Origin of the sequence: Chryseobacterium sp. KCF3-3, assembly GCF_045865955.1 — a bacterium.
Taxonomy (GTDB): Bacteria; Bacteroidota; Bacteroidia; order Flavobacteriales; family Weeksellaceae; genus Chryseobacterium.
The window spans coordinates 3,859,471-3,876,037 of the sequence record NZ_AP035792.1; the positions used below are offsets into that span (position 1 = coordinate 3,859,471).

10 protein-coding genes are annotated in these 16,567 nt (G+C 36.1%); 7 read left to right on the top strand and 3 right to left on the bottom strand.

The annotated features are described in order from the left end of the window. Positions 1-4 precede the first annotated feature (4 nt). Together ACKTTZ_RS17365 and ACKTTZ_RS17370 are read right to left on the bottom strand one after the other, a co-directional pair. Positions 5-223, bottom strand: coding sequence for a hypothetical protein (locus ACKTTZ_RS17365; RefSeq protein WP_407846138.1), 219 nt, complete (start codon positions 221-223; stop codon positions 5-7). Between the two features lie 36 nt (positions 224-259). Then, a complete protein-coding gene (locus tag ACKTTZ_RS17370) occupies positions 260-1,036 on the bottom strand; it encodes an XRE family transcriptional regulator (protein WP_407846139.1) in 777 nt (258 codons plus the stop codon). 61 nt (positions 1,037-1,097) lie between these two features. Between ACKTTZ_RS17370 and dinB the strand changes: the two genes are divergently transcribed. Genes dinB through ACKTTZ_RS17385 form a run of 3 tightly spaced genes read left to right on the top strand, consistent with a single transcriptional unit; the run spans position 1,098 to position 5,956 of the window. Continuing rightward, a complete protein-coding gene (dinB, locus tag ACKTTZ_RS17375; RefSeq protein WP_407846140.1) occupies positions 1,098-2,246 on the top strand; it encodes a DNA polymerase IV in 1,149 nt (382 codons plus the stop codon). An 18-nt stretch (positions 2,247-2,264) separates the two neighbouring features. Then, positions 2,265-5,318, top strand: coding sequence for a DNA polymerase III subunit alpha (locus tag ACKTTZ_RS17380; protein WP_407846141.1), 3,054 nt, complete (start codon positions 2,265-2,267; stop codon positions 5,316-5,318). Positions 5,319-5,347: 29 nt separating this feature from the next. After that, on the top strand, positions 5,348-5,956 hold the full coding sequence (locus ACKTTZ_RS17385) for an alpha-ketoglutarate-dependent dioxygenase AlkB family protein (protein WP_407846142.1): 609 nt from the start codon (positions 5,348-5,350) through the stop codon (positions 5,954-5,956). Between the two features lie 106 nt (positions 5,957-6,062). On the opposite strand, the gene ACKTTZ_RS17390 is transcribed toward ACKTTZ_RS17385, so the two are convergent. Next, positions 6,063-6,203: a bacteriocin-like protein gene (locus tag ACKTTZ_RS17390; protein WP_255815894.1), complete on the bottom strand. Its 141-nt coding sequence runs from the start codon at positions 6,201-6,203 to the stop codon at positions 6,063-6,065. Between the two features lie 773 nt (positions 6,204-6,976). Between ACKTTZ_RS17390 and ACKTTZ_RS17395 the strand changes: the two genes are divergently transcribed. Genes ACKTTZ_RS17395 through ACKTTZ_RS17410 form a run of 4 tightly spaced genes read left to right on the top strand, consistent with a single transcriptional unit; the run spans position 6,977 to position 15,902 of the window. Further along, entirely contained in the window at positions 6,977-8,533 is a 1,557-nt protein-coding gene (locus tag ACKTTZ_RS17395; RefSeq protein ID WP_407846143.1) for a T9SS type A sorting domain-containing protein, read from the top strand. A gap of 8 nt (positions 8,534-8,541) precedes the next feature. Continuing rightward, positions 8,542-12,009: a hypothetical protein gene (locus ACKTTZ_RS17400; RefSeq protein ID WP_407846144.1), complete on the top strand. Its 3,468-nt coding sequence runs from the start codon at positions 8,542-8,544 to the stop codon at positions 12,007-12,009. 5 nt (positions 12,010-12,014) lie between these two features. Next, positions 12,015-15,464 carry a DUF6443 domain-containing protein gene (locus ACKTTZ_RS17405; RefSeq protein WP_407846145.1) on the top strand — a complete coding sequence of 1,150 codons (3,450 nt, stop codon included), beginning with the start codon at positions 12,015-12,017 and terminating at the stop codon, positions 15,462-15,464. A 3-nt stretch (positions 15,465-15,467) separates the two neighbouring features. Then, the gene (locus ACKTTZ_RS17410; RefSeq protein ID WP_407846146.1) at positions 15,468-15,902 is read left to right on the top strand and encodes a hypothetical protein; all 435 of its coding nucleotides are present in this window, start codon (positions 15,468-15,470) and stop codon (positions 15,900-15,902) included. Positions 15,903-16,567: the final 665 nt, after the last annotated feature.

The following is a 16,567-nucleotide window of genomic DNA, read 5'->3' on the forward strand; positions in this document are numbered from 1 at the left end:
TCTTCTATTTATAATGAGATTTATTTTCAAAAAGATTCATTCCATTGATTTTATCGTTAGTAATATCATAGATCAGTTCCACTGAAAAATTTGAAACTTCATACAAAACATATCTTAGTTGTGAAACTGTTCTTTCACTGATGATATGTCCATGGGCAAGTACAAAATCATATTGTGCCTGACGGTCGGTTAAGTTTTGAAAATCGTAATAAGAGATAATCATAGTTATAGTAAATAGTATAGAGTAGACTGTTTTAATTTAATCGGTCTTTGAAAGCTTTTCATCGAGTATCCGGATATCTTTTCGGATCTCAAGGAGCATTTCCTTTACATTAGAGTTTTCAAAATGCTCAGGTTCAAAATCCTCCGGAAATATTCCTGAAGCATACTGCCAGATTTCAACAATCTCTCCTAAAGGGATATCATACGGTTTATAGAATGAATTGTCAGCTGCCACAGTTATTGATTTTTCATTAAAAGAGGTAAACCTTTTATAAGAAATACCATCATTTAGAGTGACGATAACATAACTTTTTCCCGGTTTAAGATCTTCGATGTTCTCTATATATTTTCCGATAATATAAGAGCCGTCTTTAAAGGGCGGCATAGAATCACCTTGCGCCGGGAATGCCCTGTATTTTCCGTTGGTCAGAAATGGTAATGAAATTCTCTGCAGACTCTCGATGTATTCGGGATCACTATATCCTGATAAATATCCCATGGAAGCTTTTTGGGGAACAATTTCAATACTGTTATTACCCAACTGGTCAACAACAACCGGTAAAACAATTCTATTGTCCGGGAGCCTTAACACATCTTCTAAAGGATATTTCCTGATATCCACTGTAAGGAGTAAATCAATGCTCAAATTGAAATACTTTGAAATTCTGATCAGTAGTTCGTAAGGAGCTTCTGAACGTCCGTCCTCATATTTTGAATACCGGACCCTGCTCATTAAAATTTTATCCGCAAGCTCCTGCTGGGATAATTTTTTCTGAGTTCTTAAAAACCTGATGTTATCTGAAAAAATTGACATTGATACAAATTGTATCTGCAAATATATAAAAAAAGATACAATTAGTATCTAATTTTGTAACGTGAACCGAGCGATTGTACATATGGACCTGGATACCTTCTTTGTATCCTGTGAGAGACGCAACAACTCTCAACTTAACGGGATTCCCCTCATTATAGGCGGGGGTGACCGTGGAGTGGTAGCATCATGCTCTTATGAGGCCAGAAAATTCGGAGTCCGTTCCGCCATGCCGATCCGAATGGCACTCCGTTTATGTCCGGATGCCAAAGTAATTCGGGGAGATCATGAACTGTATTCTAATTTATCGCATACCGTGACTGAAATTATTCAGGAAAGAGTTCCGGTGATGGAAAAGGCGAGTATCGATGAGTTTTATCTGGATCTTTCAGGAATGGATCAGTTTTTTGGCTGTTATCAGTGGACTCGGGAAATTGCCGCAGCCGTTACCAAAGAAACAGGACTTCCCATAAGTTTTGCCTTATCTGCCAATAAAACGGTTTCAAAGATAGGGACGGGAGAAGCAAAACCGGTAGGCAGACTGGAAATTAAAGATCTGGAGATCAAACCTTTTTTAAATCCACTATCCATTAAAAAGATTCCGATGGTGGGAGATAAGACTTTTCAGTTACTATCAAGGATTGGAATCCGTACCATTCATACTTTATCTGAAATGCCCATGTTGGTATTGCAACAGATGATTGGCGTGAACGGAAAAGAACTTTGGAAAAAAGCGAATGGAATTGATGAAAATCCTGTAGTTCCTTATTCGGAAAGAAAATCAATTTCTACAGAAAGAACTTTTACCAATGATACTATGGATGTTGCAGAACTGAAAAGACTGATATCAGGAATGGCTGAACAGTTAGCATATCAGCTGAGACAGGAAAAATGGCTGACTTCAACAGTGGTTGTAAAAATACGGTATGCCAATTTTGATACAGAAACCAAACAAATCAAAGTTTCTTATACTTCTGCAGATCATACTTTGTCAAGAGTAGCTTTGGAATTATTCAATAAAGTGTATACCCGAAGAATGCGGCTCCGTCTGATAGGACTGCGTTTTACAGGGCTCGTTCACGGAAACCATCAAATGAACCTGTTTGAAGATACTGAAGAGCAGATGAACTTGTACCAGACCATGGATTATCTGAAGAACCGCTATGGTATGGGAGCAGTAGGCAGGGCTTCAGGTTTTGATTTTGAAAAATAGAACTTTAAATTTTCAGCAATGTTTTTGAATTGTCATTCTTTTCACAGCCTTCGTTATGGAACTTTATCCATAGAAGAACTCGTGAAGCAGGCTTATGAATCAGGGAGCAGGGAACTGGTCCTGACGGATATCAATACCATTACCGGGATCTATGATTTTAAGAAAGAATGTGAACGGGTCGGTATTAAACCAATGGCGGGAGTTGAGGTCCGTAAGGAGGGGAAGCTCTTGTATATTGCTATAGCAAAGGAGTTTTCGGGAATAGGAGAAGTCAATACGATTATTACTCAGCATAACTGTGACGGTATGGAGCTCTCAGAAACGGCGCCTGAATTTAAAAATGTCTTTGTAGTCTATCCTATGAGTAATATTCCTGAAACATTAAAGGAAAATGAGCGGATAGGAGTCAGAATAGAAGAACTTAATTTCTTGATAAGACCCGAATATCAAAAACTGATTTCAAGAATGGTGGTCCTGCATCCCGTTACGTTCAGGACCGATGAAGAATATAAACTGCATAAAATTCTAAGAGCCATTGATCATAATACTTTATTATCAAAGCTCACTAAAAGGGATGTCTGCAGGAAGTCAGAATATTTTATTACCGGGCAGGAAATCGTAAAAGCATTTGAAAGATATCCTGAGATCGTTAAAAAGACAAAAGAAATGCTGAAGCAGTGCAGCTTTGAATTTGATTTTAAAAAAGTAAGGAATAAGCAGTTTTACACGAAGTCAAAAGCAGATGATGTAAAGTTACTGCGGAGGCTGGCGTATTCAGGATTGGAAAAGCGCTATGGAAAGGATCATGAAGTGGCTGGAAAAAGAGTGGAAAAAGAACTGAAAGTAATTGATGAGCTTAATTTCTGTTCTTACTTTTTAATAACCTGGGATATTATCTGCTATAGCAACAGTATGGGGTTTATGCATGTGGGACGGGGCAGTGGTGCTAATTCTATTGTGAGCTACTGTCTGGGAATAACGGACATCTGTCCGCTGGAACTGGATCTGTATTTTGAACGTTTCTTAAATCTTAACCGCAAATCTCCGCCTGATTTTGATATCGACTGGAGCTGGCAGAACAGGGATGCGATATTGGAATACATTTTTGACCGGTATGGAAAAGATCATGTGGCCTTTTGCGGAACCAATGTAGAGTTTAAATACAGGTCGATTTTCAGAGAGGTGGGAAAAGTATTCGGGCTTCCTAAAGAAGAGTTGGATGATCTGGTGGCAAAACCTATGGAAAATCATGACCGGAACACAGTGGTTCAGATGGTCCAAAAATATGGGAAGCTGCTCGAAAAATTCCCCAATCAAAGGAGCATGCATTCCTGCGGGATTCTGATTTCTGAAGAGCCTATTACCTGTTATACGGCTCTTGAAATGCCTCCCAAAGGGTTTCCGATTGTTCAGTTTGATATGAATGTGGCAGAAGACATCGGGCTGGAAAAATTTGATATTCTTTCACAGAGGGGGCTGGGAACCATTAATGATACGGTAGCTCTTATTAAGAAGACAAGAGGAATCACCGTGGATATCCGGGATACGGCACTGTCGAAAGATGAAGAAAAGACCAATGAATATCTGGCGGTAGGAAAAACTATTGGCTGTTTTTATATAGAATCTCCTGCCATGCGCGGTCTTTTAAGAAGGCTGAAATGTGATAATTACAGAACCCTTGTTGCTGCTTCCTCCATTATTCGGCCTGGAGTGGCACAAAGCGGAATGATGCGGGAATATATTTTCAGGCATAACCATCCGGATCAGTTTGAATATTTTCATGCGGTATTTCAAGAGCATCTGAAAGAAACCTACGGCATTATGGTGTACCAGGAGGATGTTATTAAAATTGCCCAGTATTTTGGTGGGTTATCTCTGGCAGATGGTGATATTCTGCGAAGAGCTATGAGTGGAAAAGGAAGATCTATTAAAAAGCTTCAGGAAGTAAAAGCCAATTTCTTTGCTTCCTGTAAAGAGAAGGGCCATTCAGAACTGCTTACCGCTGAGGCTTACCGGCAGATTGAATCTTTTGCAGGGTATTCTTTCTGTAAGGCCCATTCGGCATCCTATGCGGTGGAGAGTTATCAGAGTTTGTATTTAAAAGTGTATTATCCATTGGAATTTATGGTGTCAGTGATCAATAACCAGGGAGGGTTTTACCGGACTGAAGTCTATATTCATGAAGCAAAAATGTCAGGGGGAAACATCCAGGTTCCCTGTATTAATACCAGCGAATATCAAACAACACTGAAAGGAAAGGAGATCTACCTGGGTTTAATGCTTTTGGAAGGACTTGAAACAAGAATTGCCCACGGTATTATTGAAGAGCGGGAAATCAATGGATTGTATACCTCATTGGAGAACTTTATAAGGCGTGTTCCCATAGGTATTGAAACCGTACAGATCCTGATTTTTACCGGAGCATTGCGCTTTACGGGAAAGCCTAAAAATGAGCTCCTGGTAGAAGCAAGAATGCTCTTGGTCAACTTTAAGCCTGAATACAGAGGGCTTATGCTGATTGAAGAACCAGTTCAGGAATTTAAACTTCCTGAATTAAAACGGGAACACTTTGAGGATGCATTTGATGAAATTGAACTCATTGGATTTCCTGTTTCATGCAGTCCTTTTGATCTGCTGCAGACCCGATACCGGGGTTCTGTTTTGGTAAAAGATTTATTGAAGTTTCATAAACGGCAGGTTAAGATGCTGGCTTATCTGATTTCAAGAAAGCATGTGCCAACCAAGAAAGGGACCATGTATTTTGGAACCTGGATTGATGTGAACGGAGAGTATTTTGATACGGCCCATTTTCCGGATAGTCTTAGGCAATATGATTTTCAGGGAGGCGGGTGCTATTTGCTCTTGGGAACAGTAGAAGTTGATTTTCATTTTCCTACCGTTACCATTCATAAAATGGCAAAGATGCCCATGATTCCTGATCCCCGTTATGCCTATGATAAAGAAAAACAATATGATATCCACAGGCAGATTAAGGTAGACGTGAGCATGACCTATAGAAAACCTTATCCGCAGGCCCATGAGATTGGACTGCCAAGACATAAGATACAGTAATAATTTGGGAAATTTTGTTAGTAAGAGTTATGAATCAGTTAAGTTTATTTGATACGGAAGAATTCTATGAATTTCCAAAGGATCTTTTGGAATACAGGGAGCATTTTCTAAGTAAGGAAGAAGCTGACCGGTTGAAAGATACGCTGCTCAATACCGCTCCATGGGAACAGCGTACCCAGAAGATGTATGATAAAATGGTATTGACTCCACGGTTAACCGCGTGGTATGGGGATCCGAAAGATTATGGGCCTGAAGAAGGGAAAAGACCAACGAATCTGTGGACTCCTGAGCTGTTTTCGTTAAAGGAAAGGATAGAACAGGAGTTTGGCTGTCAGTTTAATGGAGTCTTGCTGAATCTTTACAGAAACCATAATGATTCTGTAGCCTGGCATAGAGACAAGGAAAGCCGGTATGGTAAACGGCCTGTGATTGCCTCTATCAGCCTTGGGCAAACCAGAAACTTTGATTTCAGGAAAAAAGACCATCATGCAAGCAAGTACAGCTTACCGCTTCCGCATGGTTCGCTGCTTATTATGAAAGGGGATTTGCAGGAGAACTGGGAGCATCGGATCGCTAAATCAATAGTGCCCATGAAAGAGCGGATTAATCTGACATTTAGATTAGTTCTTGATTCTTAGGTGTATATAGATGTTTTGTATAAGATAATAACCTGTTTTTCAGAAATTTTACTAGAGTGTTGAAAATATTCTAGAAATACGTATTTGAAAAACAGGCTATTAATTTTTATGGCTCAAGTCCAGGGCCGCCACATGAACTGTATGGAACGCATGTTAATTTATCATTGATAAAACATAGCCTGGTACAATCTGCTCCGCCAACGATTGTTTTTAATTCTGCTTTTTTAAGCTTTTTTAAATTTTTCATACTAATATTTTTTATGTTCGTAACAAATCTCACAAATAATTATTATATACTAGCTGAAATTAACGAATTTTAACGTTAGGGATTTGTTTGTTACTTGTATCATAAAATAGTGCTCTAAGAAATGCTTGTTTTCTAACAGTACTACAATATCAGTTGAATTGTTATCTCTTAAAATTCTTTACCATTACATTTATTTTTTGATAAATGTATGACGCAGGATTTCTCCATTTTTAGTTTTTGCTGAAAGAAGATAGCTTCCGGTTGCCAGCGTTGAAGCGTCAATAGCTTTTCAACTGGCTATAATTAGAAATTGAATAATTTTTAATTGGCTTCAATTCTTCATCCGGCAGATCTCTTAAAAAAGTATGATAAAGAACTTCTTTACGTATCGAACTTCAAATTCAGGAGATGGTTTCATAAGCTAAATTGAAAAAAAATAGATAATACTGACAAAAATAAAAAACTCAGTTAAAAAGAATTTAAATGTGGTATTCTAGACCCTATATTATTTAATAATAGCGCGTAATGGATCTACTATTATTATAGCTACAAAGATAATTTCTACTTGCTAAGGAAGCCGAATATTTTATAAACGACATGTTTTGTCGTTTAAGCAATATATTTTTGTGAAATAAGTATAAATTATATGGTCTAAATCTAATTGTAATCATTTTAACTATAATAAAAGCAAATTTTTGTCGTTTCTTAAAAAATGTTAAATTTGCAACGTTTTAATAAAACTAATTACTAACTCAAAAAACAACAATACGGGAATGAAGAAAATCTATCTCGGAGTGCTTACTTTATGCACTTTTCTGGGCACTTCTGCCCAAGAGGTGGTATGGCAGAAAGATATCAAATCCTCTACCCAGGATTTTTTAAGCCAGATTACCACAACTATTGATCAGCAGTATCTTATCACAGGAAGTTCAATACAGTCTAAAAGCCAGTCGCAAGCGGCTGGCAGCCAGAAGCAAAATAACGGTTATGATTTTCACCTGGTAAAGCTAAACCAACAGGGAGAAGAGGTCTGGGAAAAGTATTTTTCAGGATTAAACCATGATTATCTGTCAGCAACTGTTACTACACAAGATGGAGGATTTTTAGTAGCAGGCACCAGCTATTCTTCCAAAGGGTTGGATAAGAAAGATGATTCTAAGGGAGGCTCCGATATCTGGCTGATCCGGATCAATGAATTCGGTGATGAACTATGGCAGAAAACATTAGGCAGTTCTTCTGATGAAGAAGCAAGGGCTGTTATCCAGACAACAGATCTGGGATTTTTTGTTGCTGGAAACGTGCAAAGTTCTTCAAAAGGCTACGGCTCCAAAGATGTTTGGATCACAAAACTGGACAAAAATGGAAAAGAACTATCACAGTTAATATTAGGTGGAAAAGGATTGGATGAAGTGGAGAAGATGATCCCGACGAAAGACGGCGGAGCATTACTGGGAATTTATTCAAGAAGTACACTTGGAGGAACAAAGAAAACTGAAAATTTTGGTGAGGGCGACTACTGGATCGTGAAGCTTGACAAAAACGGAAGGGTAGAATGGGAAAAGAACTTTGGAGGGAAAGGAGATGATCATTTGAGAACCCTGGCATTAACTTCAACAGGCTTTATCATTGGTGGTGAATCCAGATCAGAAAGATCAGGGAATAAAACGGCAGGCCTTGAAGAAGGATCGGACCTTTGGCTGATATCATTAAATGAAAGAGGCGAAGAGCAGTGGCAGAAATCCTACAATTTTGGTAATCGTGATATTCTGATGAGTATGAGCATTCTTCACTCGGCAGATGATAAATCTTCGAAAGGAATTTTATTAGGTGGCTATACCCAGGCAGAAGGAAGAATAGAAACCGATGATGAAACTTTCTGGATGCTGTATTTGGATCAGAATGGTACTGAGCAGTGGAGAAAGCATGTTAAAGGAGAATCCAGAAAGAAAGAAGAAAGGCTTTCTGACTTAAAACTCAACAGAGATGGTTCGATTATTTTGGCCGGAACCAGTGCAGAAGAATTGGGTAAAGAGAACTGGAAGATTGTAAAGCTTGGAGACAAGCAGGTGGATCAATTAATCGAGAAGTATGATATCAAGATCTATCCGAATCCTGTATCAGATTATGCCTATGTTGAAATCGGCTTTGATTTTAAGGATGCAGATATTCTATTGTATGACATGAGCGGAAGACAGCTTCAGAGTATTAAAACTAAAAACAAAGTGACCAAGATTAATACTCAGGCACTTATTCAGGGAGCCTATCTGGTAACCATAAAAACTGATAGTAACAAAACAGCGAATGCAAAGGTGATCAAAAATAAAAACTAATTATTTTCATGAAGAAAACTACAATAGCTATAATTTTATTATTAGCTACATTAAATTATGCTTCAGGGCAAACTACAGTCAACCAGTATGACCCAAGTGTGAAAAATGTTCCTACATCTCCTGAAGTTGCATTATTAGGCCGGTTTGGAGATATTCCTGTAGGTCATTATACTGGAACAGCGGAAGTTTCAATACCTCTTTATACTCTTAAAATAGATAATATTGAAATTCCATTAGCTTTAAGTTATCATACCTCAGGTATTAAAGTTGCTGATGAAGCTACATGGGTAGGCCTTGGGTGGAATTTTTTGCCTGAAGGAACCATTACACAGGAAATTAGAGGCAGCGAAGACTTTGTAACAGGAGGAGACGGTTTTGCCAGCACTTTGGGTTATAGTATTTTTAAAAATAATTTTTCTACTGTTCAATCGGAAAGCCCAATGTATAGACTTCAATATGGAGCAAATGATTATAATGTAGGTCTTCTTCCTGGTGGAGCTCAACCAGCGACAGATGATTCTTATGATATTATAACCAGTTTAAAGAGTAAAAAGGGACAGCCGGATATTTTTTCTTATAATTTTTATGGATATTCAGGTAGATTTTTTTACAATCCGGAAAACAATAATGAAATACTTTTTTTAGAAAGTAATGATGATGTGAAATTCTCCAGAAATACGGATGGTTGGATAGCAACTACCAACAAAGGTGATAAATTTTATTTTTATGCTATTGAAAAATCAACAACTGATCAGACCAGCACAGCTGACTTATCATATACTTTTAAAGTGAACAGAATTGAACTTGTAAGTGGTAAAGTTATTATATTCACCTATCAGGATGAGAGTACCTATCAGCAATATCCTACACAAGTCGTTCATCTGACTAATTTTTCTAGTAGCCCTGCTGAAAGTAGTAGTTCGAATGCTGTAATTAATGATAAGAAAACATTGATAGGTATCGAAACTGAAGATACCAAGATAAAATTTAATTTGGATAACAGGGAGGATATCCGCCCGCATTTTACTGCGACCCCAATCAAAAAATTAAGTTCTGTTGATATTCTGTCGAAATACAGTAATAAAAAAATTAAAAGTTTTGTATTTAATCAAAATTATTTTCCAATTAATTCCATTAACAATACACCGGAAGAAGGCTATAAAAATAAAAGGTTAAAATTAAATTCTATCCAGGAAGTTAATTATGATCCAATGGGTAATTCTGTTCCTATAGCTATTCCTCCGTATACTTTTGAATATGACACAACCAATATAATGCCTGATAAGATGAAAAGCTCAGATTTTTACGGGTATAATAATGGAGAAGGCAGCGTAAATCTTCTTCCGGATTTATCATATTTTGATTATTTCAAAACAGCTCCCTATAAAAACTATGGACTAACACCCAGTTCTTATTTGGGGAGCATGAGATATACAAATGTCAACTATGTGGCAACAAACATCCTTAAAAAAATATCTTACCCCACAGGTGGACGTACTGAATTCGAGTATGAATCCAATACATTTACCAATCAATTTATACCAACTGTTACTCAATTACAAAATGGTAATAAAAGTCAAACCGTTAATCATCGTGGAGCTGAGCCAAATGGAGCTATTTTTGTCAAAGGTTCTTCCTTCAAGCTTCCCAACAAAACAATAAAGTTTTACAATACCATATATGATGGCTATATGGGACCAAATTATCCGGAAGTTCACTATGGTGATTGGAATGAGATGGCGAAATGCAAAATACAGTTTCGTAAGAAAAAGATAGTTAATGGGCAACAGGTTGAGACCGTTATTAAAGAATGGAAAGTAGATGTTCCGGGTAGTGTTTTTGAACAAACGCATCAGCTCACCTGGAATGAGGAAATAACAGTAGTTGATGATGTAGATCCAACTACAGAATATTATGTATATGTTGAAAATGGTATCAATTATCGAAGTACAGATGGAACGCATAGAGCAATTGTATCAAGTAGTATTTCATATTTTGATAATACGAATATTGATACCTCCATATCCTATGGAAGTGGTTTAAGAATAAAGTCATTAAAAAATTATGAAAACAATACATTATTATCCCATAAAGAATATACGTATAATGATGGAAAATTAATTTATGCATTTAATCCTATAAATCTTATCAGCGGTGCAACATCTAAATCTCTTCCTTCATCAACTACTGGAGGATGTCCTAGCGAATCTATTTCAATATTTAATGACATTTCAATCAATTCCAGTGATTTTGGACTAGGGGGAAATAAACCTTTTGGTTATAGTGAGGTTACAGAGAAAGATATCAGTGTTATTGATGGAATAGCTAAAGGTTATACAAAATACTATTTTACCAATATACAAGGAGCTTACCTGAAAGGTATGCCGAAAGTAGATGTTCCTTCCAACGGGGAGAATACATTGATTGAAGTTTTTGATCAGAATCAAAATAAACTCTCTTCAAAAATAAATAACTATGATAATTTACCCAATACCTATGGGGTATACCCTTCATTTGGGATTGTTAAAACATCAACAGGGCTTTATGACCCAAGTAATAATTTCTATCCTTATCAGTTTAACTCAGGTTGTCCTGTAATTGGATTATCCTATACTGGTGACACTTACCAAAATCCTTTGCCGGTCACTAAATATAAGTTTTTGGTAAGTCCTCTCATTACAGGCAAACGAAGACTTAAAACTAGCATTGAAACCTCTTTCTTTGGCAACTCAGCTTTGGTGAAAAAAACAGAATTGACATATAATGCTTCCGGAAACCTGGATACAAGTAAATTGACAACTTCTGATAGTCAAATTATTTATACAGATTATGACTATGCCAATGACTGGGGAAACACCCGTTTGGTTAATAAAAACATGACTGGTATTCCGTTATCTACAAAGGTTACTTCGGATAATAAAACCCTAAGCTTTACACAAACAAAATATGATAGTCAGGACAACTACCTTCCGACTTCTGTTCAGTCGTATGATATCAAAGCTGGCAGCTGGGATACTGAAGTCAAATATGATAAGTATGATGACAAAGGAAATCTTCTGCAGTATACTACAAAGAGTGGGGTTCCGGTTTCTTTAGTTTGGGGATATAATAAGACGTATCCTATTGCTAAAGTTGAAGGGCTTACCTATGAACAGATTGGAGAAGCCGCCTCGGCTCAGCTGGCAGATATTCTCACAGCTTCTGAAAAAGATGCTAATCCCGCATTCTATAACATGCAACCAGAAGATGCAGAAAACCAGCTTGTTACTAAATTGGATGCTTTCCGTACTTATTTCAGGCTGTTAAACTATAATATTACTACGTACAGTTATGATCCTTTAGTAGGGGTAAGGAGTATTACTCCGCCATCAGGTATCAGAGAACGCTATATTTATGATGCTTATGGCAGGCTTGAAAAAATCATTGATATGGATGGAAAAGTGTTAAAAGAAATGAAATATAACTATAAAAACTAATACCGTTGAAGAAACTCATAATTCCAATCGGTGCTTTGATGATATCAGGTTTTGTACAAGCCCAGTTGAGCACTACAGAAAACTACACCTACAGTAAAACATATCTTGATTATGATACCAATAATCAGCCAACTAAAACAACTGAAACCGTTCAGTATTTTGATGGGTTGGGAAGACCTAAACAAATTGTCAATATAAAAGCATCTCCTACAGGAAAAGATCTGGTAACAACAATACCTTATGACGGATTTGGAAGACAGGTTGATACCTGGCTTCCAGCGCCTATGAATACATTAAACGGTGGAATTCAATCAGGAGCAGGGGGTGCAGCCCAAACTTATTATGGTGACAATACCCCTTTTGTGCACAAAAATTTAGAAAATTCCCCTTTGGACAGGATTTTCGAACAAAAACAAGTAGGTACGGCATGGAGCACAAAACCTGTGAAATTTGGATACAACGCAAATGTTGATGGCGAAGTAAAGAAATATAATGCGGTTTTTAATTATAATACTTTCGAAACATTGATCACGGTTTCTACTCCTTATACAGCGAATCAATTGTATAAAAGTACAGTAACGGATGAGGATGGAAATAAAACCATCGAATTTAAAAATGGTAAGGATCAGGTTGTGATGATAAGAAAAATATTGAGTCTAACTGAAAGTACTGACACTTATTATGTTTATAATAACTATAATCAATTGGCCTATGTTTTATCTCCTAAGGCGGTAGATCTTATTAAAAACTTAAGCCCTGGGGTACTGGTTCCAGATACGGTTTTGAATAATCTGTGTTATCAGTATAAATATGATGGAAGAGGAAGGCTGGTAGAAAAAAAGCTTCCGGGAAAAGGGAAGGAATTCATGGTATATGACAAGCAAGATAGGATTGTAGGAACTCAGGATGCTGAATTAAATGAAAGAGGGCAATGGCTGTATACCCAGTATGATAAGTTTGGAAGAGTTGTTATTACTGGTATAGCTACTGGAGGAGACCGAAATGCAGAGCAAATATTAGCTGATGGTTCTGGAAATATGTTACGAAATAGTTCAGTTGTTTTTAACAGGCAGGGCATGGATGTTTTTTACGATCCGGATACTACTTATCCTAACGAATCTAAATGGGTTACTTTATTATCTGTGAACTATTATGATTCTTATCCTCAATATGGTTTCAATCCATCTGTTTTATCTGTTTTGGGAGAACCAGTTCTTACAGGAACTCTTACAGCAGACGGAAGAAGTACGAAAGGGTTTCCTGTTATGAGCTTTGTAAAGAATATTGAAGATGACAACTGGACTAAGAATTATACTTATTATGATGCTAAGGGACGAGTTATTGGGAAATATTCTATCAACCACCTGGGAGGCTACACCAGAACAGAGTCTAAACTGGATTTTGCAGGACTCCCCAAACAGACCATTACCAAACATAAGAGATTAGAAACAGATACCGAAAGAATTATCACAGAAAACTTTGAATATGATAATCAGAATAGGCTTCTGCTACACAAACATCAGGTTGACAGTAACCCAGTAGAATATCTAGCTCAAAATACATATAACGAAATTTCTCAGTTGACATCTAAGAAAGTTGGAGGTATTGCAGTAGCCTCTCCGCTTCAACAAATAGATTATCAGTATAACATTAGAGGATGGCTGACAAAGATCAATGATCCTGCTAATCTGAACGGAAAGCTGTTTGGATATGAAATAAAGTATCAAAATCCGGTAAATTCTCAGAGTGTAGGAAAATTTAATGGTAATATTGCTGAAATTGACTGGAATAACGGATCGGAAAATCTTCTGAAACGTTATAATTATGAATATGATGCATTGAACAGGTTAAAAAATGCATTCTATAAAGAACCATCTACAGGAAATACCGGTTATTTTGATGAGTATCTGAGTTATGATCTGAATGGGAATATCATGACATTAAAAAGAAATGCCGCTCCTGTATCCCAAGGAACTACTTTTGTACAGGTAGATGATCTCACCTATCAATATACAGGAAACCGTTTGGATCAGGTGATAGAAACGGGGATGAATGATACAGGATATGAAGGTGGTAATAATATTATTGATTATGATTCAAATGGGAATATGACTACCATGAAGGATAAAGGAATACAAAGTATTGTGTACAACTATCTCAATTTACCTAACACTTATACAATCAGTCAAAACAGTCCTCTTGGGGTGGTCACTGGTTTTGGGTTAAATTATCTCTACAGAGCTGATGGAACAAAAGTCCGTAAAACCTATAGAAGCGAAGGCGGTAAAGGAAGCACAATGATAACCACCAATATGACAGATTATCTGGATGGTTTCCAATACCAGTATTCAGAAATATCAACATGCCTTTGGTGCCGGACAAGTGTTGCATTTGAGCAGGAAGCTTTTAAAAACGAAAGTGAAGCCAATGTTCTAAAGCCGATTCAACCCTCGTGGGTACTAGACTTTGTCTCTACGTCAGAAGGTTTTTACAGTTTCACGGAAAATCGTTATATTTATCAGTATAAGGATCATCTTGGAAATAGCAGGTTAAGTTTTGCCAAGGGTAGTACTGGAGCTGTAGAGATAACTGACACCAATAATTATTATGCATTTGGAATGAACCATATTGGAAGTAATAAAGGATTATTGGGAGGGTATAAAAATTATAAATATCAGGAACAAGAATTACAGGAAACAGGTTTTTACAGTTTTAAATGGAGAAATTATATGTCTGATTTAGGAAGATTTTTTAATATTGATCCCTTATCTGAAAAGTTTGTATATAATAGTACATATGCATTTTCCGAGAATAGAGTAATTGACGGAAGAGAGTTGGAAGGGTTGGAGTGGTCAGCGCGCAGAAATTTAGAGAATAAAACCGTTAATATTAATTATAAGTATAAGCCTGTTAATAATACGAATGGAGTTTTGTCTGATTCACAAATGGCCATATTAAATCAAGAGAGAAACGCACAAACTGCTTTGTCACTTAATGGAAAAGATTCTGAAGGTAACTTAACTAATGTTACTTTTACTGAAAGTGATAATGCTACCATTGTTAGAGATTATACTATTTCGTATGATACGAACAATGTTGATGATTTCAAAAATATGGATCCTGATAGCTTAACCTGGACATTATTAAACACTAATGGGATGGCTGATAATAATAATAACACTCAGACAAATAGAACTCAAATTAACGTTTATACAACTGACGGAATGTCTAAAGATACAAACGGAAATCTACTCTTTGAGAAAAGAGATACTAAAAAGTTAGCACAAACTGGTGCTCATGAAGACATACATACAGCAGGGCAAAAACATAAAAGTAAAGTTACTTTAGCATCTCCCTCCGATAATTTAATGCGTGAAGGAGCGCCTGGAACAAAATTGACTCCAGCGCAAAGAACAGAGATAATAAAACTAATAGAACAACAGCAACCAAGATAAAATATGAAAATAGTTAACAAAATAATATGCTTTTTCTCATTTTTTTTTATCGGTTGTTCAACTGTTAAAACCTCCGAGAAATATGGTGTAGAGATGAATGTTGTTGATAATGTGCGCTCAAGGGTACTAATCGAAAAGTTTAATGCATATGATAAAAATAAATCATTTTTAATTTTTACATCCGAATTTAAGAATGTAATAACAGTTAAAAACGGAGACAGTTTAGTTATTAATAAAAAGGCTGAAACCGCATCAATGTTAGGGTTTACGACTGCTTGTACAATTTTTAATAATAAAAATGTTATAATTATTATTGATAATAAGAAGGAGATCAAATTAAATGAAGTACAATTGCCAAAATATAAGTTTATTTATGTGGGAAAGGATAAAAATCATTATACAATTGAATATACAAACCATGCCAAATCCTTTCTATAAAGCTAATTCATAATTAGTTTCTCCGTTTGATCTTATTACCTTTTTATACAATTAAGCGGTGAGGTAATAAACTAATTTCTTATTAAAGTAAAATAAAAAAATGGCGCCACTTGTCTTAAAGTGGCACCATTTGGCTTTTGTTGACCTCGACGAGCGTCTATTCAAACTCTTTTATAGAGGATTTGGTTCGATTAAGTCAAATTAAACAAGAATTAAACAGCTCACTTTTATTAAGTAATTTCTTTTAGCTTATGTTTCATGTAATTTAATTTTCATAACTGATAGAAATCAGCTTTGGAATAGTGAGTCTTTAATTAGCTGTTCTGATCTTGTACCCATAACCGAAGAAATATCGAAACATTTGGTGGAAAATTTAGAAAAATTATAGAATTAAATAATCCTGCCTTGTGAACATCATACTCTATTCAACCAAATTAGCTGCAGATATTGATAACGTTTTGAATGTGTTAAATAATATCTAAGTTATACTTTGCTATATACAAATCAATCAAAAAAAATATTAATTGTATTTAAAGTTTTATCATAATAAAACAGTGACAGATTTTTTGAGTGGCTTCTATTATTCTACAAAAACTAATAAAATTAGATTTGGTACATTATGATATAGGGTTGCTTCAAAATAATCTCAATTAAATTGTTAAATA